We start from the raw sequence: 25621 nt of genomic DNA, 5'->3' as shown, positions 1-25621 counted from the left end.
ACGCCCACTGAGCGCACCCCTGACGCATGAAAATGCACAAACCGAGTTGGCGAATCAAAGCCCTTTTAACATTTGTCCACAACGCAGCGGCAGAAATCTGCCATTTTGCGGCTAATCCTAGAAATATTCCTTAATCGCGTGCCACAGCCGTGCGAACAAACCAAGACCAGAGTGCCGCCCACCCCGAACATAGGACGGACCAATCTGGCGAATGTCGATCGGCTCGTCGATGGCATAGAGGATCAGACCGGCCAAAGTGGAATAGCCGGGCGTGGCATGCGCCTCGGCCAAGCCGCGAATGCCGACGGGTTTGCCGATGCGCACCGGGCGGCCCAGCGCGCCTTGCGCGAAATCGGCCAGCCCCGCCAGTTCCGCCCCGCCGCCGGTAAACACCACCTGCGCGCCGCGTGCCCCGACAAAGCCCAGCCGCTTGAGCACCTTGTTCACCTCGTCCAGCAAAACGCTGAGTTGGCCCGTGATGACACTGATCAGTTCGGCGCGGGGGATGCGGTTCTTGTCATCGGCATGGCGGGCGTGCTGGCCGGGTATTTCCTCGCCGGGGCCGTGGACCGGGATCATCTCGCCATGGTCGGCCGGGCTGGCCAGCGCCGATCCATTGACGCATTTCAACCGCTCGGCCTGAAAACGGCGGATGCCGAAATGGGCGGCGATGGCATCGGTAATGTCACCCGACCCCATCGGGATCGTCGCCAGCTCCAGCAACAGCCCGGCCGCATGGACCGATACCGTCGTCACCTCAGCGCCAAATTCGACCAGCGCCACGCCCAACTCGCGCTCCTCGGCCGACAGCACCGACAGGCCCGCCGCGATCGGGCTGGCCACCACCGCCTCGACCTGCAAATGCGCGTTCTGCACCGCCTCGGTCAGATTGCGGATCGGCGCGCCATCGGCCAGCATGACGTGGATGTCGACCCCCAGGCGCTCGGCATGCAGCCCCTTGGGATTGGCGACACCATGTGCCCCGTCCAGCGTGTAATGCGCGGGCTGCGCATGCAGCACCATCCGCCCCTCCGGCTGGATCACATCGCGCGCCGACACCAACAGGTGGTCAATATCCTCCGGCTCGATCCGGCGGCCGCCCATGTCGCTTTCCACATGGGCAATCCGGCTGGCCAGCCCCGCGCCCGAGCAGCCAATCCACACCGACGAGATGCTGGTGTTGGCCATCTTCTCGGCCTTTTCAATGGCATCGCGCACGGCATAGGTGGCCGCATGCATGTCGGTGACATAGCCACGCTTTACCCCCTGCGCCGCGCGATGGGCGCTGCCCATCACCAGAATGTCGCCATTTTCGGTGCGCCCGGCAATCATCGCCGATACCCGGAACGAGCCGATGTTGACCGCGCCAAACACATGCGTGATCCGTGGCGGCACAGCCATCAGCGCGCCTCCTTGCGATGGGCCGGTTCCGCCTTGGGCTTGTCCTTGGGCCTTGCCTTATCCTTGGGAGCGTCCTTGGGCTTTTCCTTGCCCTTGGGCGCGACTTTGGGCTTTTCCTTGGCCTTGGGCTCGTCCTTGGGCTTTGCCGCATCTTTCTTCGGCGCGTCCTTCTTCGGCGCGTCCTTGGGCTTGGCCACATCCCTGGGCTTGTCTGCCGGCTTTTCCGAGGGGCGCGGTTCAGACAGCGCCACACGCGCCACCGCGGCCAAAGGCGCGGCCGCCACGGCGCCCGCCTGTCCCGACTCCTGCGCCACGGGCGCCGCACCGGCACCTCCCTGCGCCAGACCATCGGCCTCGCCGCCCTCACCCGTCCCGGGCTTGCGCATATAGATCTTGGGCGGGACACGCATGTCGAACACGACATATTCGCGGTCCATCAACCGCAACGTCCCGTCCATCCGGGCAAAGGCCATCAGCGCCTTGGACGATTCGCCATCGCCTTCAGGCAGTTCCAGCAGCTTTTTGTTGCGGAATGTCAGGTTCCAGCGCCGGTGGCCCACCCATTCGGCTTCGGCCACTTGCGGACGGATTGCAGGCGCGGCCTCCATCAATTGCGCCAGCGCGGCGACCTGCGTGCCCACGCCATCACCGGCCAGCACCAACCGCCCCTTGACGTCGGCCTCGCTCACCGGCTCCAGCTCGCGCCCGGTGGCGTCGATCAGCGACAGATGGCTCCCCTCGGCATCGCGCACCCGCAGCACCGCATGGGCCTTTCGCTCCTCGATCTCGATCACCAGCGTATCGGGCAATTGCCGCGACACCCGCGCCTCGGCCACCCAGGGCAGCGCCAATATCTGATCGCGCAACCCCGGCAGATCGACGGCCGCCATCGACCGACTGTGCTGGGCCTCCAGCACGCCATCCACGCGGTCGTAAATCGCCAGTTCGTTCTGATGCTTGACGCCGTGGACCACCACCTTGCGCACCTCGAACCCGGCCTGCGCGGTCAGGTGGGTGACGTGCTGTTGCACCATTTCGGGCAGGCCCATCAAACTGGCCACCACCCATGCCAAAACAGCCGAAACGGTCAGGATCAGCACGACCAGAAAATGGTACAGCTGCTTTTCCGACACCGGCACCAGAGCCATCGCCTGATCCAGCGCCGAACCGGTGCGCGCCTTGGCCGCCTGCACCTTGCGCGCGGACTGCGCGCGGGCGGCGGTACGGCGGGCGTTGGTCCCTCCCCGTTTCAGCTTCTGGCTCATGCGCTGTCGGCCCCCTTGACCTGCGCCCCGCCGTTCAGCGCATCGGCCACAATCGCCTCGACCAGCGTGGCGTAATCCATGCCGCAATGCTTGGCCTGTTCAGGCACCAGGCTGAGCGGCGTCATCCCCGGCTGGGTGTTGACCTCCAGCAGGAACAGCCCCTCAACGCCCTGATTGTCGTCCCAGCGGAAATCGCTGCGGCTGGCCCCCTTGCAGCCCAGCAGCACATGCGCCCGCAGCGCCAGATCAAGGCACGCCTGCGTCACATCAGCCGGGATATCGGCGGGGCAGACATGCTCGGTCATGCCGTCGGTATATTTCGCCTCGAAATCGTAAAAGCCGCTCTTGGGCTTGAGCTCCGTCACGCACAGCGCGCGCGGCCCATCTGCCCCGCCCATCACCGCCGTGGTCAGTTCGCGCCCCCGGATAAAGGGTTCGGCCATCAGCTCGGGGAAATGCTGCCACGGCCCTTCGGCGTCGCGGCGGATGGGGTTGCCGCAATGGCTCTCGTCGGTGACGATGGCGACGCCCACGCTGCTGCCCTCTGCCGCCGGTTTCAGCACATAGGGGCGCGGGATAGGATCGCCCGCATACAGGTCGTCCGAACGCACCAAACGCCCGCCCGGCATCGGAATGCCCTGCGGCACCAAAGCGCGCTTGGTCAGTTCCTTGTCGATGGCGATCACGCTGGTGGTCAGGCCAGAGTGGGTATAGGGGATGCCCATCAGGTCCAGCATGCCCTGCACCGTGCCATCCTCACCGGGGGCGCCGTGCAGCGCGTTGAAGACCACATCAGGCGCGGCCTGTGCCAGTTTCACCGCCACATCGCGGCCCATGTCGATCCGCGTCACGCGATAGCCGCGGCTTTCCAGCGCATCGGCAACGCCATTGCCGCTCATCAAGCTGACCGGGCGCTCGCTGGACCAGCCGCCCATCAACACGGCAACATGAGGCTTGGGTTCAATCACTTACTCATCATCCTTGGTCTGGGCCGGGGCCGACAGCCCCACCCGCTTGATTTCCCATTCAAGGCTCACGCCCGATTGCTCTCGCACGCGCCGGCGGACTTCCTCGCCCAAAGCCTCGATCTGGGTGCTGGTCGCGTCCCCGGTGTTGATCAGGAAATTGGTGTGCTTCTCGCTCACCTGCGCGCCGCCCAGCGTCAAGCCTCGGCACCCCGCCTTATCCACCAGTTCCCACGCCTTTCCACCATCGGGATTCTTGAACGTGCTGCCGCCGGTTTTGCTGCGCAGGGGCTGGCTGGCCTCGCGCGAGGCGCTGATGCGGTCCATCTCGGCCTGAATGGCGGCCGGATCGCCCGGTTCCCCACAGAACCGCGCCGCCACCACGATGCAGCCATCCACCAGATCGGAATGGCGATAGGTATAGCCCAGTTCGGACAAGGGCAGCGTCGCGATCTCGCCCGAACGGATCACCACATCGCAATCGATCAATATGTCCTTGACCTCTCGGCCATAGGCGCCGCCGTTCATCCGCACGAACCCACCCACTGTGCCGGGGATCGAGCGCAGGAATTCCATCCCCGCAATGCCATGGTCGCGCGCCGTGCTGGACACCAGAATGCCGCTGGCCCCGCCGCCACAGTTCAGCGTGGTGGCGTCCAGCGCCTCGACCCGCGCGAAAGCCTTACCCAAACGCACCACAACGCCCGGCACCCCGCCATCGCGCACGATCAGATTGCTGCCCAGCCCCAGCGCCATCACCGGCACATCGGGCGCCAGTTGCTCCAGAAAGGCGCAGAGATCGGCGGTATCCTTGGGCTCGAACAGCCATTGCGCCGTGCCGCCCGATTTGAACCACACCAGCGGCGCCAGCGGCGCGTTCGCCGTCAGCTTGCCCGCAACACTGATCTGGCCAACCGATTCAAAGGCCATCACGCCCCCTTGTGCGCGGAAATTGCAGCGGCAAGGCCAGCGGCCCATTTGGTGATGTCACCCGCGCCCAGACACACAACCATGTCGCCCGGCTGCACCACGCCGGCCAGCGTCTGCGCCAAAGCGTCGCCCCCGGCGATCAGATGCGCGCTGCGGTGGCCACGCGCCTTGATCCCCTCGACCATGGCGGCGCTGTCGATGCCCTCGATCGGCTGTTCCCCCGCCGCATAGACCGGCGCGGCATAGACGATGTCGGCATCATTGAACGCCCCGGCAAAGTCATCCATATGGTCGCGCAACCGGGTAAAGCGGTGCGGCTGCACCACGGCGATGACGCGGTTTTGCACACCCTCACGCGCGGCGGCCAGCACGGCGCGGATTTCGACCGGATGGTGGCCGTAATCGTCGATGATCGTGACACCATCCACCTCGCCCACCTTGGTAAAGCGGCGCTTGACCCCGCCGAACTTGGCAAAGCCGGTACGGATGATGTCATGGGCCACACCCATTTCCACCGCCACGGCCACCGCCGCCAGCGCGTTCTGGACGTTGTGGCGGCCGGGCATCGGCAGTTCGATATTGTCGATCCGGCGGAAACTGCCATCGCGCTGACGCAGCACGGCGGTAAAGCGGTTGCCGCCCGGGTATGGCGTCACATTCTCACCCCGCACATCGGCCTGCGCCGAAAAGCCATAGGTGATGACGCGGCGGTCGCGCACCTTGGCAATGACGGCCTGCACCTCAGGGTGGTCGATGCACAGCACCGCCGCGCCGTAAAACGGCACGTTTTCAATGAACTCGATAAAGCTGGACTTGACCTTGTCGAACGAGCCATAGTGGTCCAGATGTTCCGGATCGATATTGGTGACAACCGCGATCGTCCCGTCCAGCCGCAGGAAAGAGCCATCGCTCTCGTCGGCCTCGACCACCATCCACTCGCTCTCACCCAACCGCGCGTTCGAGCCATAGGCGTTGATGATGCCGCCGTTGATCACCGTCGGGTCCACCCCGCCCGCGTCCAGCAGCGCGGCGACCATGCTGGTGGTCGTCGTCTTGCCATGGGTGCCAGCCACCGCCACGGTGTTCTTCAACCGCATCAGTTCGGCCAGCATTTCGGCGCGGCGCACCACCGGGATACGGTTTTCCAGCGCCTGCACCACCTCGGGATTGTCACGCTTGACCGCGGTGCTGGTCACCACCACCGCCGCATCGCCCACGTTTTCCGCCGCATGGCCGATGAACACGGTGATCCCGCGCTTGCGCAGCCCCTCGACCACATAGCCCTCGGCGATGTCGCTGCCCTGCACCTGATAGCCCAGATTGGCCATCACCTCGGCGATACCGGACATGCCGATGCCGCCGATGCCGACAAAGTGGATGATGCCAATATCGGTGCCTACACCCTTCACGCGACCTGTTCCCCTTTTGCCTGTTCGGCCCGCGCGTCACTGGCGCGCGCCACGCGGATCACATCCATCAGCGGCGCACCGCCAAACCCTTCGACCAGATCGGCCAGATCGCGCGCGGCATGCGGATAGCCGCAATTCCACGCCGCATGCGCGGCATTGGCCAGCGTTTCGGGCCGCATGGCCAGCGCCTGGATCTGCTTGGCCAGTTCCACCGCGGTAAACTTTTCCTGCCGGATGGCGCGCGCCCCGCCCGCCGCGACAATCTCGCGCGTGTTGGCGGCCTGATGGTCGTCGGTGGCGATGGGCAAAGGCACCAGAATCGCTGGCCGCCCTACCGCCGTCAGTTCGGCAATGGTACTGGCCCCGGCGCGGCCGATGAACAGATGCGCATCGGCCAGACGTTCGGCCATATCCTCGAAATAGGTGCCCAGTTCGGCCGGAATGTCATGGGTGGCGTAACGCTGGCGCACGGCGTCAATATCCTCGGCACGGCATTGCTGCGTCACCTGCAACCGCGTGCGCAGCGCGGGCGGAAGCATCGCCAGCCCATCGGGCACCACCTCTGACAACACCCGCGCGCCCTGCGATCCGCCGGTCACCAGCACCCGCAGCAAGCCATCGGCGGTGAATGGCGGGAACGGCGCGTCGCGCAATCCCAGCACTTCGGCCCGGACGGGGTTGCCCACGCAGGTCACCTTGGCGGCGTGGGATTGCGACAGGCGTTCCACCTCCTGATAGGCGGTGGCGATGGCATTCACCCGCCCGGCCAAGAACCGGTTCACCCGCCCCAGCACGGCGTTTTGTTCATGCACCACGCTGGGGATGCCCGCGCTGGTGGCCGCCAACAGCGCGGGCAGCGCCGGATAGCCGCCAAAGCCCACCACGCAACTGGGCTGGAAACTGTCAAACAGGCGCAGCGCCATGCGCCGCCCCTCCAGAATGGCGCGGATTCCCCGCAGCCAGCCCAGCGGGTTCATCCCCGACAGCCGCCCGGCCGGCAGCACATGCGCCGTCAGCCCCGCCGGTTTGCCCGGAATGGCCGCCCCGCGCGCGTCAGTGATCAGCGCGACATGGTGGCCGCGCGCCTCCAGCTCTGCCGCCAGGGCAAAGGCCGGAATCAGATGGCCGCCAGTCCCCCCGGCGGCCAGAACATAGTGTCGCGTCACATTGGTCATCGTCTAACGCTCACTTGAACAGTCCCATCGGGTTGGCAAGCCCCCCCTTGGGCGCAAATGGATCATGCGTCAGATAGGGATTTCGCCGCGTAATGGCGAGCAGGAAACCAACCCCCAGACACAACGCCACCGTGGACGACCCGCCATAGGAGATCAACGGCAATGTCATCCCCTTTGAAGGGAACAGTTGCAGGTTCACCAGAATGTTGATGAAGGCCTGACCGCCCAATTGCGCGATCAACCCGGCACCGGCCAGCACCGTGAACAGGTCTTCCTCTTCGGCCAGACGGATCAGCACCCGCGCCACCACCGCGAAATACAGCGCCACCACCAGCGCGCACATCAACAGGCCAAACTCCTCGCCCATGACCGAGAAGATGTAGTCGGTATGCGCCTCGGGCAGGCCCAGCTTGCGCGTGCCCAGCCACAGGCCGGTGCCGGTCCACCCGCCGCTCATCAACGTGCGTTTGGCCAGACACACCTGATCGAACGAGGTGGGCAGGCAGGGGATGAAATAGGCATCGATGCGGTTGCGCGCGTTGCCGTAGAGCATATAGGCCGCCGCCACCCCCACCGCGCCCAGCACCGCCACCCCGCCGATCCAGCGAGTCGGCAGGCCCGACAACAGCATCAGCACAAACCACACGGACGCAAACAGCACCGTCGAGCCAAAGTCGGGCTGCGCCATCAACAGCGCCGCCACCAGCGCCATCAGCCCCGTGCTGATCAGCATCACCGGCAATTTGGCATCCCGCAGTTTCCACGAGAGCACCCAGGCCAACGCGATGGCAAAGGCGGGTTTCAGGAACTCGGACGGCTGGAGCGAAAAGCCCAGATTGATCCAGCGCCGCGCGCCCTTCACCGTGCTGCCGATACCTGGCAGAAACACCGCGAACAGCCCCGCCAGCATCAGGAAAAACAGGATGATCCCCGCCCGCCGCGCGTGTTCGCGGCTAAGCCGAGATGCGCCGATCATCGCCAAAAAGCCCATGATCTGCCACCGCAGATGCGGCCAGAAGAAATACAGGTCGGGCAGCGCCGTCTTGGCCGTGGACAGGCGGCGCGCGCTGGCCGGGCTGGCCGCAGCCACCGCCAGTGTCCCCATCCCCATCAGCGCGATGATCAACAACAACAGCGGCCGGTCGATCTCGCGCCACCAGATCGCCCATTCCCCGCGCCGCCGCGCCAATCCGCCCGTGGCGGTGCGCGGCGTGCCCGGCACATAGGGCGCCTGTTCGCTGGCGGCGGGAGGGGGCGACCCGGCCATGGGCTTACGCGCCCTTGGCGGTGGTGGCGTTCAGCGCGTCACAATTGGCGTCCGCGCCCTCCTCGCTGGTCAACACCTCGACGATCTGGCGGAACGCATCGCCACGCGCCTCGTAATCGCGGAACTGGTCAAAGCTGGCGCAGGCGGGCGAAAGCAGCACCACATCGCCCGGCACCGCCGCGTCAATCGCCTGACGGATCGCCTCGCACATCATTTCCGACCGCGACACCGGCATATAGGGTGACAGCAATTCGGCAAACCGCGCCCCCGCATCGCCGATCGTATAGGCCGCCGTGACATTGCCGAACCACGGCGCGCAATCGTCCAGATCATCGCCCTTGGGCAGGCCGCCACAGATCCAGTGGACCCGTTTGTGCCCGTCACGCGGCGGGAAAGCGGCCAGTGCCGGCGCCGATGAGGCCGGGTTGGTCGCCTTGGAGTCGTTGACAAAGGCAACGCCGCCCACCTCGGCCACACGCTCCATCCGGTGCTTCAGCCCGACAAAGCTTTTCAGCCCCGCCTCGATCACCGCGTCATCCAGCCCCAGATGGCGCACCGCCGCCACCGCCGCCTGCGCGTTGGCGCGGTTGTGCGGCCCCTGCAACGAAGGCCATTGCGCCTGATCGCCCGGCAGATCGATCGCGTCGATAAAGGTGAACGGCTGACCATCGGGGGCCAGACGCATGATGTCGTCCTCCATCTCGGCGCGGTAATCCACCAGCGCCAGATGGCCGATCGCCTGCATCCCGAACAGCCGCGCCTTGGACGCGGCGTAGCCCTCATACCCGTCATAGCGGTCCAGATGGTCGGGCGACAGGTTCAACAGGATCGCCACATCGCAATCCAGCCGCAGCGTCAGATCGATCTGATAGCTGGAAAGTTCCAGCACATAGACGCCGCCAGCGGGCAACGGGTCCTGCCCCAGAATCGGCAGGCCGATATTGCCTCCCATCAGCGCCGGCACCCCTGCCTGCGTCAGCAGATGGGTGATCAGCGCCGTGGTTGTGGATTTGCCATTGGTGCCGGTGATGCCCACCACGCGATGGTCAGGCAGCGCCATGCGGCATTGGGAAAACAGCTCGATATCGCAGATCAGCGGGACATTGGCGCTGCGTGCCGCGTCAGCAATCGGATGCCGGTTGATCGGCACACCGGGCGATACCACCACGCCGGCAAAGCCCGTCAGGTCCATCGCGCAAGGATCGGCCAGTTCCAGCACCCCGCCCGCATCGCCCGGCCCTGCGGCCAGAATGGCGGCGCGCGGTTCCTCGCGCGCGTCCCATGCGGTGACATGCGCGCCACCGGCCAACAGCGCGGCCACCGCCGCCTGCCCCGACCGGGCCAGCCCCAGCACCGCATAACGCCGCCCGGCAAAAAGACCGCAGGTGATCATCGGATCTTCAACGTCGAAAGGCCGATCAGCGCCAGCACGATGGCGACGATCCAGAAACGGATAACAACGGTCGATTCGGCCCAGCCCTTCTGCTCGAAATGGTGGTGAACCGGGGCCATGCGGAACACCCGCTTGCCGGTGCGCTTGTACCAGAACACCTGGATGATCACGCTGACCGCCTCGAACACGAACAGGCCGCCCACAATGGCCAGCACGATCTCGTGGTGGCTGGCCACCGCGATCGCGCCCAATGCCCCGCCCAGCGCAAGGCTGCCGGTGTCCCCCATGAACACGGCGGCCGGCGGCGCGTTGAACCACAAGAAGGCCAGCCCCGCGCCCATGATCGCGGCGCAGAAAATCGCCAGATCGCCCGCGCGCGGCACATGCGGAATGCCCAGATATCCGGCAAAGTCAGCCCGCCCCGCCAGATAGGCGATGATGGCAAAAGTGCCCGCCGCGATGATCACCGGCATGGTGGCCAGCCCGTCCAGCCCGTCGGTCAGGTTGACGGCATTGCCCGCCCCCACGATGACAAAGGCCGAGAACAGGAAATAGACCGGTCCCAGCGGAATATAGATCTTGCTGACAAAGGGCAGATAGAGGTCGGTTGCGCCGATGTGGTTGACCATGATCCAGCTGGCCACGCCCGCAATGGCGAATTCACCCGCCAGACGCGCCTTGCCCGACACGCCTGCGGTCGAGCGCTTCTTGACCTTGTCATAGTCGTCCAGGAACCCGATCAGGCCAAAGCCGACCGTCACCGCCATGCAGGCCCAGACCAGCGGATTGGACAGGTCCATCCACAACAGCACCGAACCCACCACCGCGATCAGGATCATCAGCCCGCCCATGGTGGGCGTGCCGCGCTTGGCCAGATGGGTCTTGGGCCCGTCCTCGCGGATGGGTTGCCCCTTGCCCTGCCGCACGCGCAACATGGCGATGAACCGCGGACCGATCACCAAACCGATGATCAAGGCCGTGGCCAATGCCGCGCCCGCGCGGAACGTCTGATAACGGATGAGGTTTGCGACCCCGGGGAAATGGAAAAATTGGGCGAGCAGATACAGCATTGTGTTTCCGGCTATGTCCTATTTTGCGGCCAGCGACGCCACCAAGGCCCCCAAACCGACCGAATTCGACCCCTTGACCAGAATCGCATCGCCCGTGGCCAGACCATAGTCGGCCAGAATCTTGCGCGCCTCGTCGGTGTTCTGGCAATGCGCGATGGCCATGCTCTTGCCAAGCGCCGATTTAGGCAATTTCCCCAATTCCTCGGCCAAAGGCGTCATTTCGGCGCCAACCAGCAGGACAAAATCAGCCTCTGCGGTGCGCACCGGATCAACCAGCGCGGCATGCAGGCCGGGGCCGAAATCGCCCAGTTCCTTCATCGCACCCAGCACCGCGATGCGGCGGCGGGCATGGGTATGGCCCAGCACCGCCAGCGTGCTGCGCATCGAGGCGGGATTGGCGTTATAGCTTTCGTCGATCAAATGAGCGATGCCGCCATCGGCCACGGTGATATCCACCCGCGCGCCGCGCCCGGCCATGCCCGGCATCTCGGCCAGCGCCAGCCCCGCCGCGCCCAGATCGCCGCCCACCGCGCGCACCGCGGCCATGACCGCCAGCGAATTTGTCACCCAATGCTCACCATCGGCGGCAACGGTATAGCACAGGCGCACATCGCCCATGTCGGCCGTCACCAGCGACCCGCCCGCGCGCCCGTCATACGAAGGCGCCGCCAGCGCGTCGAGCAAGCGCACATCGGCATGGCGCCCCCGCCCGAACGAGACAACGCGCAAGCCCCGCAGCATCGCGGCATCGCGCAGCCGTTCGAAATGCGGACTGTCGGCCGGGATGACGGCGGTGCCGCCCTCGACCACACCGTCAAAGATCTCGGCCTTGGCGTCGGCGATCGCCTCTTCGCTGCCCAGATTTTCGATATGGGCGGGGGCGATATTGGTGATCACCGCCACATGCGGGCGCACCTGCGTGGTCAGCCCGGCGATTTCGCCCGCGTGGTTCATCCCCATTTCAAAAATGGCAAAACGCGATTGCGCCGGCATCCGCGACAGCGACAAAGGCACGCCGACATGGTTGTTATAGCTTTTGACGCTGCGATGGGCGCGGCCCATGCTGGAACGGTCCAGCGCGCCAAAGATCGCCTCCTTGACGCTGGTTTTGCCGACTGACCCGGTGACGCCGATCACCTTGGTTTCCGACCCGATGCGGGCGCGGGCGGCGGCGGCCAGCGCCTGCAGCGCGGCAAAGCTGTCCTTGACCAGCACATGGGGCACATCGACCGGATGCTCGACAATGGCGGCAGCCGCGCCCCGTTCAAAGGCGGCGGGGATGAATTTGTGACCATCCATCGCCTCGCCGCGCATGGCGACAAACAGCCCACCCTCGATCACTTCGCGGCTGTCGGTGGCGACATTGGAAATCAGGAAGTCACCCGAAGCCACCCCGCCGGTTGCCGCCGCGATCTCTGCCGCGCTCCACAGCGCCAGTGAGCGCGTATCGTCGGTCTGAAGCGGCCAGTCCATGACCTGCGCCCGGTTGCTCATTACGCTGTCTCCCCGGCGCATTGGCGCGCCACCACACAATCGTCAAAAGGCAGAACGCGCGCATCCGCGCCGCGTCCAATGATCTGGCCCTGTTCGTGGCCCTTGCCCGCAATCAGGATAACATCGCCCGCCTGCGCCATGCGCATCGCGGCGGCGATGGCTTCGCGGCGGTCGCCAATCTCGTGCACTTGCGCCCGCGCATCGCCCATACCGGCGCGGATCGCGGCGCGGATGGCGGCGGCGTCCTCGCCACGCGGGTTGTCATCGGCAATGATCGCCACATCGGCCATGTCGGCGGCAATGCGGCCCATGTCCGGCCGCTTGCCCGCGTCACGGTCGCCGCCTGCGCCAAAGACCACGATCAAGCGGCCCTCTGGCCCCTTGTCACTGCCCAGATGCGGGCGCAGCGCGGCAATGGCCGCCGCCAGCGCATCGGGCGTATGGGCATAATCGACATAGGCGGCAGCGCCAGCCCGGTTCAGACAGGCCCGCTCCAGCCGTCCTCGCACGGGTTGCAGCCGGGTCAGCGCGTCGATCACTTGGCTGGCCGGCAGGCCGCTGGCCAGCGCCAGCCCCGCAGCGACCAGCGCATTGGCCACCTGATAGGCCCCGATCAGCGGCAGCGTGATGCGGTATTCCGCGCCATCAACCACCAGCACCAGCGCCTGCCCCAGATGGCCGGGCGTGGCCGAAATCAGACGGATGGCATCGCCACCCGCGCCCACGGTCATGACCTTCAGGCCGCGATCTTGCGCCACGGCGATGGCGCGGTCCGACCATTCGTCATCAGCCCAGATCACCGCCGCGCCCTCATCTGCCACCACTTGGGTGAACAGGCGCATCTTGGCGGCGAAATAGTCCTCCATCGTGGCGTGGTAATCCAGATGGTCGCGCGACAGATTGGTAAAGGCCCCGGCGCACACGCGCGGACCCTCGTTGCGGTATTGCGACAAGCCGTGGCTGGAGGCCTCATAGGCGACATGGCTGACGCCTTCCTTGGCCAGCCCCGCCAGATTGCCCAGAAAGGTGACGATGTCAGGCGTCGTCAGCCCGGTATAGGTCGTCTCGTCCGGGGTGGTGATGCCCAGCGTGCCGATGCTGGCGGCGCGATGGCCGCCCATGCGCCAGATCTGGCGCAGCATCTCGACCGTGCTGGTTTTGCCATTGGTGCCGGTGACGGCGACGATGGTGTCGGGGAAAGGCGCGTAGAACGGCGCGGCCAACCGGGCAAAGGCACGGCGCGGCGCGGCGTCAGCAATCAGCGGCACATCGGCACATGGCGCGCCGGGCGCGGCCACCACGGCAATGGCCCCTGCCGCAACGGCCTGCGGAATGAAATCCTCACCATTGACAGTGGCGCCCGCAAAAGCGCCAAACACATTGCCCGGCGCCACCTTGCGGTTGTCGATGGCAAATCCGGTGACCTGCGCCCCGCCGCCACTGGCAGGAGCGGCCAACCCGGCCGCCGCCATCAGATCAGCCAGCCTCATTCGCCGTTCCCGTCCGCGATCAGCGGAGCCACATCCTTGATGTCAATGTCGCGCGTGGTGTCGGGCAAGATGCCCAGCAATGGCGCGATGCGCGGCACCAGACGGCCAACGACCGGCGCGGCCACCAGGCCTGCGGTGCGGCCGCCAGTCTGGGCGGTGGCTTTGGGTTCCTCGATCATGGCGATCACCACATAGCGCGGACGGTCCATCGGGAAAACGCCCGCAAAGGTCGCAATCACCCGATCCTTGTAGATGCGGCCATTTTGGCTGACTTCGGCGGTGCCGGTCTTGCCGCCCACGCGGTATCCGGCGGCGTCCGCCTTGCGGCCGGTGCCGGTCTGCACGATCGTGCGCAACAATTGGCGCAGGCGCGCGCTGGTGGCGGGCTGCCACACGCGGTGGCCGGCGGGGACCTGCCCCGGCGCGACCTTCATCAGCGTGGCCGGACGCCAGATTCCGCCATTGACCAGCGCGGCATAGGCGCTGGCCAGATGCAGCGGCGTGATCGAAAAGCCATGGCCATAGGCCGCCACCGTCGTCGTCACGTTGGACCACAACCCGTCTCGTTCGCCACGGGGGAATTCGGGGCGCTGACGGGCGGGCAGTTCAATCGCGGGCAATTCGGCAAAGCCCAGATTGCGGAACGTGCTCATCATCGACTTGGGGCCCAGTTCCATCCCCACCTGTGCCAGCACGATATTGGACGAGTGGACCAAGGCCTCTGGAATGTTCAGCGAGGCGCCATAGTCATGCGTGTCATGGACAACGTGGCCGCCCACCTCGCGCTCGGACCCGGCGGGATAGCGGCGGGCCAGATTGGTGATGACGCCCGCGTCAATCGCGCTGGCCACGGTGATCGGCTTGATCACGCTGCCCACCTCATAGCGGGCATTGGTCACGCGGTTATAGGTATAGGGCTGACCGATGGGGTTGAACCGGCCATCGACGTCTTGCGGCTTCAACTGGTTGGGGTTGAACGTGGGCGCAGAGGCCATCGCCACCACTTCGCCCGTTTCCACGTCCAGCACGATGCCGGCGGCGGCGCGGGCGTTCGAACGCGCCATGCCCCAGTGCAATTCATCCTCCAGCGCGCCCTGCACCCGCGAATCGATCGAGAGCACCTGCGGCGTGGCCCGCGTGGCCATGTCCGAGAGCTGACGGTTGAGCGCGCGCTCCATGCCCAGTTGGGGCTGACCATCGCGGTCAATATAGCCCAGCGCATGCGCGGCCAGCGTGCCCTGCGGGTAGAAGCGTTCGTCGACGCGCGGAAATTCCAGCGTCGGTTCGCCCAGCGCGTGCACCAGATTGGCCTCTTCGGGCAGGATCCGTTCGCGCAGCACGGTCATCTTGCCGCGCGCCAGCTTCTCGGTCAGCTCGTTGACATCGGCGTCGGGGAAAATCTTGACCAGCGCCTCGGCCACTTCACGCGGAGAGCGGATCAGCGGCGGGCCTTCGGTCATGGTGCTGGGGTTGAACAGCAACTGATACGACTGGAACGCGCGCGCCAGCGGTACGCCATTGCGGTCCAGAATATCGGCGCGGGCGGGGATCAGCACGCCATCGGCATCCGATACCGGCCGCACCCCATCGGAAAAGCCCAGATGGGTGATGCGCGCCAACGCCACCACCGTCAGCAGGAAAAAGCCCAGCAGCACCCACAGCGCGCGGAGCCGCGCCTGCGTGATGGCATGACGGCGCACATGGACAATGTCCGTGCGCGCCGAGGAAATCACCGCATTGAAGGTCGGCCGTGCCGCCAGCGCCGCACCATGGGGCAGGTTCATCGCCGCAGCATTCATTCGCGCGTCCCCCGGCCCGCAATCCCATGCGACTGATCGGCGGTGCGCGACAGGCGTGCGCCCAGATCGCCGGGCTTGAGTGGTTTGTGCCGGGTGGTGCTGTCGGCATGGCCGCCGCCCTGATCGTCATCCCCGCCCAGCACCTTGCCGGTCAATGGCGAGACCATCGCGGGCAGCGCGCGGGCCTCGCCAGCGGACAGATCGACCGCCGCCACGCGGATCGGCGTCGGGCCACCCTCGTGCCGAGGCATGTCGACGGCAGCCAACTGGCGCTCGTCACCGATGAATTGCGCGGCCAGCGGCGCCTCATAGCCCAACTCGGTCGCGTTATAGGCCTGCAACCGCTCGTGGCTCGCCCGCGCCTCGAACTCGGTCTCCAGAAAAGTCGTCTCGCGCTGAAGCTGGACAATCTGGCGATCGGCCAGACGCACCTGCTGCTTGACCGCATTGACGCAGAACGTCAGCACCATCGTCACGCCAAAACACATCGACAGGGCCATGCCCCATCCGATGGTGTGCATACGATCGCGGGTCAGGTTCATCGGGTCCTCCGGGGACGGGCAGGAGCGGTCGAGCGGATGGCGTGGCGCAAGGTGGCAGAGCGGGCGCGCGGATTGCGGTCGAGTTCGGCCTCGCTCGGGCGGACGGCCTTGCTGATCTGGGTATAGATGGCGGGCGCGGCGCTCGCCGCGATGGGCACATAGCGCGAGGTGGCCGCAGCCTTGCCGCTGGCATCGGCCAGGAACTGCTTGACGATGCGGTCCTCAAGGCTGTGGAAGCTGACTACCGCCAGCACGCCATCGGCGCGCAGCAGATGTTCGGCACTGGCCAACAGCGTCTCCAGTTCGCCCAACTCGTCGTTCACATGGATGCGGATCGCCTGAAAGCTGCGGGTGGCGGGGTCCTTGGGCGCGCCGGGGCGATGGCCCAATGCCTTGCGCACGACGGCGGCCAGTTGCCCTGTCGTCTCCAGCGGGCGGGCGGCGACGATATGGCGCGCGACACGGCGCGACTGACGCTCCTCGCCATAGCGGAACAGGACATCGGCAATGTCGGCCTCATCGGCCGTGTTGCAGAAATCGGCGGCGCTGGGGCCGTCCTGCGACATGCGCATGTCCAGCGGCCCATCGCTGGCAAAGGCAAAGCCGCGCGCGCGCTGGTCGATCTGCATGCTGGAAACGCCGATGTCGGCAACGATGCCGTCCACCTGATCAACGCCCGCCTCGTTCAGCGAATCGGCGATTTCGGAAAAGCGGCGGGCGTGCAGGATCAGGTTGGGGTAATCCGCCCCCCATGCGCGTGCGGCGGCAATGGCATCAGGATCCCGGTCAAAGGCATGGACGGTCGCGCCTGCCGCCAACAGCGCGCGAGTATAGCCCCCCGCCCCCAGCGTGCAGTCGACAATCACCCGCCCGGCCGCCGGGGCAAGCGCGGCCACCACGGGATCGATCAGCACGGGAATATGCGGAGCGTCCTGCGGGATCGCGTCCAGCAGGGTGGTGCCGATGGTGTCGGGGGTGTCGGCGCGGCTCATTTGCGGGTCTTTCCGGCTTCGGCGATCAGGCTGGTGCAATTGGCCTGCGCGCTGGCCCATTGCGGGCCGTCCTGCGCGGCCAGCACTTCGGGCGACCACAAGGTGATGAACGGGCCCGAGCCCTGAAAATAGATCGCGTCGGAAATACCCACCAGGCTGCGCAGATGGGCCGGGATGATGAAACGGCCCGACCCGTCAAAGGCCACCTCGGCGCAGTCATACAGCTGGAAAAAGCGCAGATCACGGTCGAACGGCAGGCCATTGCGGGCGGCCATTTCTTCCTCGCGGTCGATCTGGGCGGGGAAGGTGTCGCGGCGCGACAGGCCAAAGCCGGTCAGGCAGGGCCATTTGTCATGCTTGGCGATCAGGATCAGGCCCTTGTTGCCGCTGCTTTCGGTGACGGCCTTGCGGAAGGCGGCGGGCAGCACGAAGCGCTCCTTGTCACCCTTGGGTGAAAAGCCCTGTCCGCTGAACATGACCGGCAGCCCAGTCACCCCGTTTCCACCCCGTTTGGATAAAGCCCCACAACACCGGCAACAGCTTCCCGCCGCCGGAAGCGATGCGTGAGCAAGGCCACCGGCCACCCCCTGCGGGCGCCGTGAATCTATTGCCGATATGGATGTTGTACCGATTCACGGGCGGGCAGGAAAGCCACAATGCGGGAAATCCTGCCACATTGTGCACAGGCAGCAATCACACCACTGATTCATAACGGTATTTTTTGACAAGCGCAGACAATCACAGGTTAACGGACACCCCATGCCCTTTACGGAAAAGGCCGTATTTCAGGCATTTTCCTACGCGGTTTTCCGTGGTTTTGGCGACCAAACAGGCCCTTTCCCGCAGTTTCCCGCAGCTTCGCAAACGAGTGCAAAAGGGCATTTCCCGCATTTTCCCGCATCCCACCCGGATCACGCGCGAATCACTGCGGCGGCCATGCCAAAAGCATCGCCGCCAACAGACACCATCAAAGGAAAACAGGAGGTGCCCAACCGGCGCGGCGCGCCCGTCAGCAGCCGATCAGCGCGCCGGGCCCGAGGCGCTATGCGTGGCGGGCGGGCGCTTGGCCCCATCGGCGGCTGGCACCACGCCAATATCGGCCAGCGGATCGGTTGACCCGCCGGTGGATCCGGTGCTGCTGACCGCGGGGGCGGTGGTGGGCGAGGACGTCACCTGCACATGTTGCAGGATGATATTGGCCAGCCCCACCAGCAGCACCATAAGCGCCAGCCCGAACAGACCGACCTGCAAACGCTGCACCATATGGGCCCGCACCTCGCGCAAGGGGGGCTCAACCGCATATTGCGGGGCGCCGGCCATCTCGACCAGCGAACCATGGGCGTTGCTGTCCATGGGGGGATGCTACACCAAGCTTAGAGCCAGGGGAAGACTGGCAAGCCTTTGCTTTCCAACCATTGCCGATTGTACAGCGTCGAGAGATAGCGAAAACCCGTGTCGCACAGGATGGTGACAACGCGCGGATCCTCGCGGCCCTCGGCCACCAGCTTGCGGCCCAGTTCGACCGCGCCCGCGACATTGATGCCGCTCGACAGGCCCAGCGCCAGCCCTTCCTCGGCCAGCAGGCGGCGGACCCATTCCAGCCCCTCCTCGTCCGAAACGCGAAAAGCCGTGTCGATCGGCGCGCCATCCAGATTGGCGGTGATCCGCCCCTGCCCGATGCCTTCGGCAACGCTGGTGCCCTCGGCCTTCAGTTCGCCATGGGTAAAATAGCTGTACAGCGCCGCGCCATGCGGGTCGGTCAGGGCGATCTGGATGCTCTCGTCAAACGCCTTGAGCCCCAGCCCGACGCCAGCGATCGTGCCGCCCGTGCCAGCGGCGCAGGTAAAACCGTCGATGCGGCCCTCCATCTGCTCCCAGATCTCGGGCGCAGTCGATTCGATATGGGCGCGGCGGTTGGCGATATTGTCAAACTGGTTGGCCCAGACGGCGCCCTCGGTCTCTTCGGCCAGACGGCGGCTGGTGTGGACGAAATGGCCCGGATTGCTGAAAGGCGCGGCCGGCACCAGCACCAGTTCGGCCCCCAACGCGCGCAGGGTATCCATCTTCTCCCGGCTTTGCGTTTCGGGCATGACGATGATCGTGCGGAAACCATAGGCATTGGCCACCAGCGCCAGACCGATGCCGGTGTTGCCCGCCGTGCCCTCGACAATCGTGCCGCCCGGCTGCAATGCGCCGCTCTCGATCGCGTCGCGCAGGATCCACAGCGCGGCGCGGTCCTTGACGCTGGCGCCGGGGTTGGCAAATTCACACTTGCCCCAGATCTCGCAACCGGCGGCCTCACTGGGGCCTTGCAGCAGGACAAGCGGGGTATTGCCGATCAGATCGATCGAGGACGAGCGGGCGGAAACAACAGTCATGCGCAATGCAATAGGGATTGGCCCGCGCGGCTGCAATGCAATTGCGCTTTATGGGGGTAAACAACGGCCACGCACGCACCCGAACACCCGCCAGAAACGCCAAACGGGAGGCAGCCCCAAGGCCGCCTCCCGTTCAACATATGCGCAGGCCCTGGGCCGCGCGATCAGTCCGGCTTGGCCAGAGTCACGCGCAGACCGTCCAGTTCCTCGGTCACGGGCAGCTGGCACGACAGGCGCGAATTGCCGTCGCGGTGGTCGCTGCTGTCCAGCAGATCGTCCTCATCGGCGCTGATCGCAGGCAGCTTGGCCGCGAACGCAGGGTCGATATGCACATGGCAGGTGGCGCAAGAGCAGCAGCCGCCGCACAGCGCCAGCATGTCGTCGAAACCGGCGTCACGGATCACTTCCATCACGGTGCGGCCAACGCCCGCCTCGATTTCCTTTTCCTCACCTGCCAGATCGATCACAACCAGCTTCGGCATTGCTGTCATCCTTTCTTTGCGCCTTCCCACAGGCTTTGGCAGGCTGCTATCGGTACGCGGCGCGTTTGGCAACCGGACGTTTCGGTCAATTGCCTGCATAAAAGCGCAATGCGCGCACAGGCACAGGAGGCCAGCCATGGGTTTGAGCGCAGCACAATTGCAGGCCGGCATCGATGCCGTGGCCGCCATTACACCGGGGGTGGCGCGGGCGCTGGAACGGGCGGGCTATCCCGAACCGCGCATCCGCCCGCGTGGCGCGGCCACTTTGCTGCGCACGATTGTCGGGCAACAGGTCAGCGTTGCCGCGGCGGCCAGCATCTGGACGCGGATGCAGGCGCTGTTGGGCGACGACATCGCGCCCGAGGCCGTGCTGGCCGCCCAGGAGGACGCCCTGCGGGCCTGTGGCCTGTCGCGGCAAAAGGTGGCCTATGCCCAATCGCTGTATCAGGCGGTGGTGTCGGGCGGGCTGGACCTGAGCGCCCTGCCCCATGACGACGAAGCCGCCATCGCCGCCCTGACCGCGATCAAGGGCATCGGGCGCTGGTCGGCCGAAATCTATCTGTTGTTTGCCGAAGGCCGCCCCGACATCTGGCCTGCCGGCGATCTGGCGGTGCAGGTGGGATTGGGCAAATTGCTGGCCCTGCCCGACCGGCCAAAGGAACGCCAGACCCGCGAACTGGCCGAAGGCTGGCGCCCCCACCGCGGCGCGGCGGCGATATTTACATGGCACTGCTATAACAACGCCGCGCTGTAACCCCGCCCATCCCCAGCCGATCTGATCCAGCCCACTGGCAGACCCCGTAATTTTCCCCTAAGGCGCCGCCCATGCAAGCATCGGGTGTCAAAGCGTGGGATCTGTGTTGCCGTCGTGGCGACCGTTGGCTGTTCGCGGGCGTGGGGCTGGAACTGGCCCCGGGCGAAGTGCTGCATCTGGTGGGCGCCAACGGCATCGGCAAAAGCAGCCTGATGCGCATTCTGGCGGGGCTGTTGCCGGTCTCGGCCGGGCTGGAGGAAGGTGCCAAGCCGGGCGGCGTGGCGTGGACCGGCGGCGTTGGCCTGCTGGATGAACGCCCCGCGCTGGACCCGGCGCAGCCTTTGGGCCGGGCGCTGGATTTCTGGGCGGCGATCGATGGCACCGATCCTGACCTGCGCGCCCATGCGGCGCAGCGGCTGGGCATTGCCGGGCTGATGGATGTGCCGGTGCGTTACCTGTCCACCGGCCAGAAAAAGCGCGCCGCCATGGCCCGCCTGATCGGTCAGGCCGCGCCCAACTGGCTGCTGGACGAACCTTTCAACGGATTGGACCAACAGGCCTGCGGTCTGGTCGAAGAAATGGTGATGGAGCATGTCATGGCGGGCGGCACCTGCATCATCGCCTCACACCAGCATTTCCATCTGCCCGGCCTGATCCGGCTCGAACTTGAGGAGTTTGCGCTGTGACCCGCGCGTTGTGGACCATCCTGCGCCGCGATCTGCGCTTGTTGCTGCTGGGGCATGGCAGCGGCGGGGGCGTGGTGCTGCCGATCCTGTTCTTTCTGGCGGTGGCGATGATCTTTCCCTTTGCCGTGGGGCCAGACCCGAACCTGCTGCGCCGCGTGGGCGGCGGCGTGATCTGGGTGGCGGCGCTGTTGGCCGCGATCCTGCCGCTGGACAGGCTGATCGATCCCGACCGCGATCTGGGCATGTTCGACCAATGGGCGCTGCGCGGCATTTCGGGCGAATGGGTGGTGGCGGTGCGCGTGGTGGCGCATTGGCTCTCGTTCGCCCCAGCGCTGATGCTGGCGACGCTGCCTGCGGGCGCGCTGCTGGGGCTGGATCAACGCACGCTGGAACTGGTGGAACTGGGCCTGCTGGTCGGCACACCGGGCCTGGCCGCGCTGGGCGTGATGGTGGCGGCGATCACGTCTGGGCTAAAGGGCGGCGCGGCGCTGGCCGGGCTGCTGGTGATCCCGATGGCGGTGCCCATTCTGGTGTTTGGCGCGGGCGCGCTGGCCATTGGTGGCGAAACAGGGCTGGCGCTGACCGGCGCGGTCAGTCTGGTGCTGATCGCCATGGCTCCCTTTGCCGGAGCGGGCGCCCTGCGGGTCGGGCGTTAAGCGAGTGGGGCGTTAATCCGCGCCCTCGCTATCAGCAACGCCCGCCTGCCCCGCGCGGCGCATCTGGCGCAGGAACAGCGCCACGCTGAACCCGATCCACCACAGCGCCATGACGATGAAGGCGGCGCGGGCATAGCCCCCGCCAATCATCAGCAAGGCCATCGCGACGATCGCCACTACCACACCGAGCGCGGCCATCAGCTTGCCGCGCGTGATCCGCACCCGTCCCGTCATGGTCGCCCCTTTTAATACGGCGGCTTGTGTAACCCCTTGGGGCTGAGCGTAAAGATCTCGCAGCCATCATCGGTGATGCCGATCGAATGTTCAAACTGCGCCGAGAGCGAGCGGTCGCGCGTCACCGCCGTCCAGCCATCGTCCAGCATCTTGACCCCCGGCTTGCCCAGATTGATCATCGGCTCGATGGTAAAGAACATCCCCGGCTTGAGCTCTGGCCCGGTGCCGGGGTGGCCGACATGCACCACCTCGGGCGCGTCATGGAACAGACGGCCCAGACCATGGCCGCAGAAATCGCGCACCACGCCATAGCGGTGTCCTTCGGCGTGGCGCTGGATCGCATGGCCGATATCGCCCAGACGCACGCCGGGGCGGGCCATCTCGACGCCGATCATCAGGCACTCATACGTCACATCCACCAGCCGCCGCGCCTTGAGCGGGACATCGCCCACCAGATACATGCGGCTGCTATCGCCGTGCCAGCCATCCAGCAGCGGGGTGACGTCGATATTGACGATCTCGCCATCCTTCAGCGCGCGATCACCGGGAATGCCATGGCAAATCACATTGTTGATCGATGTGCAGCACGAATGGGCAAAGCCGCGGTAGCCCAGTGTCGCCGGCACCGCGCCACCATCCAGCGTCATCTGGCGCACGATGTCATCGATATGACCCGTGGTCACGCCCGGCTGCACCACATCGGTCAGCGCGTCCAGAATTTCGGCCGCCAGACGGCCCGCCTTGCGCATGCCTTCGAACGCGGCGGGGCCGTGCAGTTTGATGGTGCCATCGCGCAGCACCGTGTCGCCATCGGCAACGGTCTGATATTGTGTCATGCGGCTCGATATAGCGCTCCCCCCGCCCGATGGCGAGGGGGTGCTTGATCCGATCCACGTTTCTGTCAGGGCTGAGGCGCGAATTGGTCGCGATATTCGGGCTTTACGACCGCGATCATTTGCGGGGTGACGGGCAAAGTCACTTCAAACGCCCCTTCGGCATAGGACCCGGCCTCATACGGTGCGATCAGCACGCCGATGCGGGTGAAATGCGCCCGGTCGCCGCTGCCCAGAATGACGGTGGAGGCCAGCGGGTCGATGCAATTGTTCGGCCATTCGCTGGAGCGCACCACCGGCTCACCCCGGCGGCGGCCGCGTTCCTTGTCCAATGCGGCGCAGAATTTGTCGCGGATCACGCCGTTCAGCGCGGCCGGGCTGGTGAACAGGTCCACCGCCTTGACCGCGCGACCCGCCTGACGGTCCCACAACAGCGCGGCAAAGGCATGGTTGGGATGCGCGCCCCCGGCAAATTCCGACACCGTCGCCGACAGGCTGAGCCAGCGTGGCAGGTTGGTCACCACCTGCCAGTCGGTGGAATGGGTGTAGCGCATGAACGGGATGTCGGCGGTGCGCGAATCAGCCTTGCCCTCACGGCCGCCCTGCGCCACCTCGCGCTGCCGTTTGGCGGCATCAGCCAACAGCCACGCCCGCAGGCCGGGAATCGCCCCCGCGACCGCCGGATAGCTGTAATCAAAGACATAGACCGGGCTGGCGCGGTGGATCTTGACCGGGGCGGGTTTGGCCGGAACCGCCAAGGCTGGCGTCACCAGCACGCCCTGCCCCGCCATCATCGCCACCATCAGCGCCATCGCACCTGTCCGCAACCTGCCCAGTCCCATCACGTCCCCCATCCCTGCGCGATCCATCCGCGCGCCATCCACAACACCGCAATCGCCGGGATTGCGCAAGGCGTCAGTTGCTCCGATATATCCATCCATGAGCACCCGATCCGACAAGCCCTCCGCCGATGTTCCCCTGAGCGACCTGATCCAGCCCGACCGGGGACAGGCCGCCACCACCATCCATCTGGTCACCAAGGATGGGCTGGAGGCATGGCTGAAACCGCGCAGCGCCGCCACCCGCGCCGCCATCGCCGGGCAAAAGTTCAAGGGTGAGGCGGGCGCCCACGCGATCATCCCGGCCGAGGGCGGTGATGACTATGCCGTGGTGGCGGGTGTGGCGGGCACCAATCTGGACAGTTGGGCGCTGGCCCGTCTGGCCGAAACCTTGCCCGGCGGCACCTATCGTCTGGCGCCCGCCGATCCGGCCTGCAATGTCGCGCGCGCGCTGATCGGCTGGGCGCTGGGTCAGTACCGTTTCGACCGCTATCGCAAGGAGGCCCCGACCGAGGGCGCCCGCATCCTGCTGACCGCGCAGGCCAAGGCCATCGCCCCCGCCATCGCCGAGGCAGGCGCGATCACGCTGGTGCGCGATCTGGTCAACACCCCTGCCGAAGACCTTGGCCCAGGCGAGATCGAGCATGAGGTCGAGCGTCTGGCCAAGCTGCACCGCGCCACCCTGCGCGTCACCCGTGGCGAGGCATTGGAGCGCGAGTTTCCGATGGTGCATATGGTGGGCCGCGCGGCGGGCCGCAGCCATGCCCCGCGCATGATCGAGCTGGAATGGGGCCCGGCCGATGCCAATTTCGCCCACCCGCGCGTGGCGATTGTCGGCAAGGGTGTGTGTTTCGATTCCGGCGGTCTGGACATCAAACCCTCCAGCGCCATGCTGTTGATGAAAAAGGACATGGGCGGCGCGGCCCATGCCATCGCGCTGGCCCGGCTGGTGATGGAGGCCGGGCTGAAGGTGCGGCTGCACCTGTTGATCCCGGCGGTGGAGAACGCGGTGTCGGGCAATGCCTTTCGCCCCGGCGACGTGCTGCGCAGCCGGGCGGGGATCAGCGTGGAAATCGGCAACACCGATGCCGAAGGCCGCCTGATTCTGGGCGATGCGCTGACCCGCGCCAGCGAGGGCGTGGAGGGCGTCAAGCCTGACCTGATCATCGATTTCGCCACGCTGACGGGCGCGGCGCGGGTGGCGCTGGGCCCGGATCTGCCTGCGCTGATGACGCGGCAGGACGCCACCGCACAGGCGCTGATCGACGGCGGTATCGCCCAGGACGATCCCGTCTGGCGCCTGCCGCTGCACGAGGCCTATCGCGACTATCTCAAGTCCGACATCGCCGACATCAACAACAGTCCCACCAGCGGCTTTGCCGGGGCCAGTGTCGCGGGACTGTTCCTTGACCGTTTTGTCGGCGAAGGCATCGATTGGGCGCATTTCGACACATTCGCCTGGCGTCCGGCGGCCAAGCCGGGGCGGCCAAAGGGCGGCGACGCGATGGGCCTGCGCGCGGCATGGGCGATGCTACAGGCGCGCTACGCGGGCTGAGGGCGGCGGCGC

General features: G+C 66.2%; 25 protein-coding genes. 4 read left to right on the top strand and 21 right to left on the bottom strand.

Annotation, left to right across the window (positions count from 1 at the left end; genetic code table 11):
* Nucleotides 1–117 precede the first annotated feature (117 nt).
* From ftsA to GTZ99_RS09720, 18 genes are all read right to left on the bottom strand, one after another.
* Entirely contained in the window at nt 118–1401 is a 1284-nt protein-coding gene (gene ftsA / locus GTZ99_RS09805) for a cell division protein FtsA (RefSeq protein WP_161718287.1), read from the bottom strand.
* Nucleotides 1401–2666: a cell division protein FtsQ/DivIB gene (locus GTZ99_RS09800; RefSeq protein ID WP_161718285.1), complete on the bottom strand. Its 1266-nt coding sequence runs from the start codon at nt 2664–2666 to the stop codon at nt 1401–1403. Before GTZ99_RS09800 ends, ftsA begins: the two co-directional genes overlap by 1 nt.
* Nucleotides 2663–3634, bottom strand: a complete 972-nt coding sequence (locus tag GTZ99_RS09795) for a D-alanine--D-alanine ligase (RefSeq protein WP_161718283.1) — start codon at nt 3632–3634, stop codon at nt 2663–2665. The genes GTZ99_RS09800 and GTZ99_RS09795 overlap by 4 nt, the downstream gene beginning before the upstream one ends.
* Nucleotides 3635–4561, bottom strand: coding sequence for a UDP-N-acetylmuramate dehydrogenase (gene murB, locus GTZ99_RS09790; RefSeq protein ID WP_161718281.1), 927 nt, complete (start codon nt 4559–4561; stop codon nt 3635–3637). It abuts the gene before it with no gap.
* A complete protein-coding gene (murC, locus tag GTZ99_RS09785; protein WP_161718279.1) occupies nt 4561–5970 on the bottom strand; it encodes a UDP-N-acetylmuramate--L-alanine ligase in 1410 nt (469 codons plus the stop codon). The genes murB and murC overlap by 1 nt, the downstream gene beginning before the upstream one ends.
* The gene (murG, locus tag GTZ99_RS09780; protein ID WP_161718277.1) at nt 5967–7145 is read right to left on the bottom strand and encodes an undecaprenyldiphospho-muramoylpentapeptide beta-N-acetylglucosaminyltransferase; all 1179 of its coding nucleotides are present in this window, start codon (nt 7143–7145) and stop codon (nt 5967–5969) included. Before murG ends, murC begins: the two co-directional genes overlap by 4 nt.
* 10 nt (nt 7146–7155) lie before the next feature.
* Nucleotides 7156–8412 (bottom strand): FtsW/RodA/SpoVE family cell cycle protein, encoded by a 1257-nt coding sequence (locus GTZ99_RS09775; RefSeq protein WP_161718276.1) that lies wholly within the window; start codon nt 8410–8412, stop codon nt 7156–7158.
* Nucleotides 8413–8416: 4 nt separating this feature from the next.
* The gene (gene murD, locus GTZ99_RS09770) at nt 8417–9805 is read right to left on the bottom strand and encodes a UDP-N-acetylmuramoyl-L-alanine--D-glutamate ligase (RefSeq protein WP_161718274.1); all 1389 of its coding nucleotides are present in this window, start codon (nt 9803–9805) and stop codon (nt 8417–8419) included.
* Entirely contained in the window at nt 9802–10875 is a 1074-nt protein-coding gene (gene mraY / locus GTZ99_RS09765; protein ID WP_161718272.1) for a phospho-N-acetylmuramoyl-pentapeptide-transferase, read from the bottom strand. Before mraY ends, murD begins: the two co-directional genes overlap by 4 nt.
* An 18-nt stretch (nt 10876–10893) precedes the next feature.
* Entirely contained in the window at nt 10894–12369 is a 1476-nt protein-coding gene (locus tag GTZ99_RS09760; RefSeq protein ID WP_161718270.1) for a UDP-N-acetylmuramoyl-tripeptide--D-alanyl-D-alanine ligase, read from the bottom strand.
* Complete coding sequence (locus GTZ99_RS09755; protein WP_161718268.1) at nt 12369–13859, bottom strand: UDP-N-acetylmuramoyl-L-alanyl-D-glutamate--2,6-diaminopimelate ligase; 1491 nt, start codon at nt 13857–13859, stop codon at nt 12369–12371. Before GTZ99_RS09755 ends, GTZ99_RS09760 begins: the two co-directional genes overlap by 1 nt.
* Nucleotides 13856–15643, bottom strand: a complete 1788-nt coding sequence (locus GTZ99_RS09750; RefSeq protein WP_161718266.1) for a peptidoglycan D,D-transpeptidase FtsI family protein — start codon at nt 15641–15643, stop codon at nt 13856–13858. The genes GTZ99_RS09755 and GTZ99_RS09750 overlap by 4 nt, the downstream gene beginning before the upstream one ends.
* An 11-nt stretch (nt 15644–15654) precedes the next feature.
* On the bottom strand, nt 15655–16200 hold the full coding sequence (locus GTZ99_RS09745) for a hypothetical protein (RefSeq protein ID WP_161718264.1): 546 nt from the start codon (nt 16198–16200) through the stop codon (nt 15655–15657).
* Entirely contained in the window at nt 16197–17192 is a 996-nt protein-coding gene (rsmH, locus tag GTZ99_RS09740; RefSeq protein ID WP_161718262.1) for a 16S rRNA (cytosine(1402)-N(4))-methyltransferase RsmH, read from the bottom strand. The genes GTZ99_RS09745 and rsmH overlap by 4 nt, the downstream gene beginning before the upstream one ends.
* On the bottom strand, nt 17189–17686 hold the full coding sequence (locus GTZ99_RS09735; protein ID WP_320076665.1) for a division/cell wall cluster transcriptional repressor MraZ: 498 nt from the start codon (nt 17684–17686) through the stop codon (nt 17189–17191). The genes rsmH and GTZ99_RS09735 overlap by 4 nt, the downstream gene beginning before the upstream one ends.
* A gap of 526 nt (nt 17687–18212) precedes the next feature.
* Nucleotides 18213–18545 carry a hypothetical protein gene (locus GTZ99_RS09730; RefSeq protein ID WP_161718260.1) on the bottom strand — a complete coding sequence of 111 codons (333 nt, stop codon included), beginning with the start codon at nt 18543–18545 and terminating at the stop codon, nt 18213–18215.
* Nucleotides 18546–18565: 20 nt separating this feature from the next.
* Nucleotides 18566–19570, bottom strand: a complete 1005-nt coding sequence (locus GTZ99_RS09725) for a cysteine synthase A (protein ID WP_161718258.1) — start codon at nt 19568–19570, stop codon at nt 18566–18568.
* A gap of 164 nt (nt 19571–19734) precedes the next feature.
* Nucleotides 19735–20052, bottom strand: coding sequence for a 2Fe-2S iron-sulfur cluster-binding protein (locus tag GTZ99_RS09720; protein WP_161718256.1), 318 nt, complete (start codon nt 20050–20052; stop codon nt 19735–19737).
* A gap of 136 nt (nt 20053–20188) precedes the next feature.
* Between GTZ99_RS09720 and GTZ99_RS09715 the strand changes: the two genes are divergently transcribed.
* The 3 genes from GTZ99_RS09715 (at nt 20189) to GTZ99_RS09705 (ending at nt 22148) form a co-directional block, all read left to right on the top strand.
* Nucleotides 20189–20806, top strand: a complete 618-nt coding sequence (locus GTZ99_RS09715; protein WP_161718254.1) for a DNA-3-methyladenine glycosylase family protein — start codon at nt 20189–20191, stop codon at nt 20804–20806.
* Nucleotides 20807–20877: 71 nt separating this feature from the next.
* Nucleotides 20878–21492 carry a heme ABC exporter ATP-binding protein CcmA gene (gene ccmA / locus GTZ99_RS09710; RefSeq protein ID WP_161718252.1) on the top strand — a complete coding sequence of 205 codons (615 nt, stop codon included), beginning with the start codon at nt 20878–20880 and terminating at the stop codon, nt 21490–21492.
* Entirely contained in the window at nt 21489–22148 is a 660-nt protein-coding gene (locus GTZ99_RS09705; RefSeq protein ID WP_161718250.1) for a heme exporter protein CcmB, read from the top strand. The genes ccmA and GTZ99_RS09705 overlap by 4 nt, the downstream gene beginning before the upstream one ends.
* A gap of 12 nt (nt 22149–22160) precedes the next feature.
* On the opposite strand, the gene GTZ99_RS09700 is transcribed toward GTZ99_RS09705, so the two are convergent.
* The 3 genes from GTZ99_RS09700 to GTZ99_RS09690 form a co-directional block, all read right to left on the bottom strand.
* Nucleotides 22161–22382 (bottom strand): hypothetical protein, encoded by a 222-nt coding sequence (locus tag GTZ99_RS09700; RefSeq protein WP_161718248.1) that lies wholly within the window; start codon nt 22380–22382, stop codon nt 22161–22163.
* 11 nt (nt 22383–22393) lie between these two features.
* Nucleotides 22394–23218, bottom strand: coding sequence for a type I methionyl aminopeptidase (gene map, locus GTZ99_RS09695; protein WP_161718246.1), 825 nt, complete (start codon nt 23216–23218; stop codon nt 22394–22396).
* A gap of 65 nt (nt 23219–23283) precedes the next feature.
* A complete protein-coding gene (locus tag GTZ99_RS09690) occupies nt 23284–24156 on the bottom strand; it encodes a DUF4163 domain-containing protein (protein WP_161718244.1) in 873 nt (290 codons plus the stop codon).
* Between GTZ99_RS09690 and GTZ99_RS09685 the strand changes: the two genes are divergently transcribed.
* Entirely contained in the window at nt 24155–25609 is a 1455-nt protein-coding gene (locus tag GTZ99_RS09685; RefSeq protein ID WP_406818588.1) for a leucyl aminopeptidase family protein, read from the top strand. The genes GTZ99_RS09690 and GTZ99_RS09685 overlap by 2 nt on opposite strands.
* Nucleotides 25610–25621 lie beyond the last annotated feature (12 nt).

Source organism: Novosphingobium ovatum, from assembly GCF_009909235.1.
Classification (GTDB): Bacteria; Pseudomonadota; Alphaproteobacteria; order Sphingomonadales; family Sphingomonadaceae; genus Novosphingobium; species Novosphingobium ovatum.
This window is presented reverse-complemented; position numbering and strand designations above follow the sequence as displayed.

Excerpts from the sequence above, each read along its gene's own strand:
- ftsA (WP_161718287.1), bottom strand. The coding sequence starts at position 1,401 with ATGGCTGTGCCGCCACGGATCACGCATGTGTTTGGCGCGGTCAACATC.
- GTZ99_RS09800 (WP_161718285.1), bottom strand. The coding sequence starts at position 2,666 with ATGAGCCAGAAGCTGAAACGGGGAGGGACCAACGCCCGCCGTACCGCC.
- murB (WP_161718281.1), bottom strand. The coding sequence starts at position 4,561 with ATGGCCTTTGAATCGGTTGGCCAGATCAGTGTTGCGGGCAAGCTGACG.
- murG (WP_161718277.1), bottom strand. The coding sequence starts at position 7,145 with ATGACCAATGTGACGCGACACTATGTTCTGGCCGCCGGGGGGACTGGC.
- GTZ99_RS09775 (WP_161718276.1), bottom strand. The coding sequence starts at position 8,412 with ATGGCCGGGTCGCCCCCTCCCGCCGCCAGCGAACAGGCGCCCTATGTG.
- murD (WP_161718274.1), bottom strand. The coding sequence starts at position 9,805 with ATGATCACCTGCGGTCTTTTTGCCGGGCGGCGTTATGCGGTGCTGGGG.
- mraY (WP_161718272.1), bottom strand. The coding sequence starts at position 10,875 with ATGCTGTATCTGCTCGCCCAATTTTTCCATTTCCCCGGGGTCGCAAAC.
- GTZ99_RS09760 (WP_161718270.1), bottom strand. The coding sequence starts at position 12,369 with ATGAGCAACCGGGCGCAGGTCATGGACTGGCCGCTTCAGACCGACGAT.
- GTZ99_RS09755 (WP_161718268.1), bottom strand. The coding sequence starts at position 13,859 with ATGAGGCTGGCTGATCTGATGGCGGCGGCCGGGTTGGCCGCTCCTGCC.
- GTZ99_RS09750 (WP_161718266.1), bottom strand. The coding sequence starts at position 15,643 with ATGAACCTGCCCCATGGTGCGGCGCTGGCGGCACGGCCGACCTTCAAT.
- GTZ99_RS09745 (WP_161718264.1), bottom strand. The coding sequence starts at position 16,200 with ATGAACCTGACCCGCGATCGTATGCACACCATCGGATGGGGCATGGCC.
- rsmH (WP_161718262.1), bottom strand. The coding sequence starts at position 17,192 with ATGAGCCGCGCCGACACCCCCGACACCATCGGCACCACCCTGCTGGAC.
- GTZ99_RS09730 (WP_161718260.1), bottom strand. The coding sequence starts at position 18,545 with ATGGACAGCAACGCCCATGGTTCGCTGGTCGAGATGGCCGGCGCCCCG.
- GTZ99_RS09725 (WP_161718258.1), bottom strand. The coding sequence starts at position 19,570 with ATGACTGTTGTTTCCGCCCGCTCGTCCTCGATCGATCTGATCGGCAAT.
- GTZ99_RS09720 (WP_161718256.1), bottom strand. The coding sequence starts at position 20,052 with ATGCCGAAGCTGGTTGTGATCGATCTGGCAGGTGAGGAAAAGGAAATC.
- GTZ99_RS09715 (WP_161718254.1), top strand. The coding sequence starts at position 20,189 with ATGGGTTTGAGCGCAGCACAATTGCAGGCCGGCATCGATGCCGTGGCC.
- ccmA (WP_161718252.1), top strand. The coding sequence starts at position 20,878 with ATGCAAGCATCGGGTGTCAAAGCGTGGGATCTGTGTTGCCGTCGTGGC.
- GTZ99_RS09700 (WP_161718248.1), bottom strand. The coding sequence starts at position 22,382 with ATGACGGGACGGGTGCGGATCACGCGCGGCAAGCTGATGGCCGCGCTC.
- map (WP_161718246.1), bottom strand. The coding sequence starts at position 23,218 with ATGACACAATATCAGACCGTTGCCGATGGCGACACGGTGCTGCGCGAT.
- GTZ99_RS09685 (WP_406818588.1), top strand. The coding sequence starts at position 24,155 with ATGAGCACCCGATCCGACAAGCCCTCCGCCGATGTTCCCCTGAGCGAC.
- GTZ99_RS09690 (WP_161718244.1), bottom strand. The coding sequence starts at position 24,156 with ATGGATGGATATATCGGAGCAACTGACGCCTTGCGCAATCCCGGCGAT.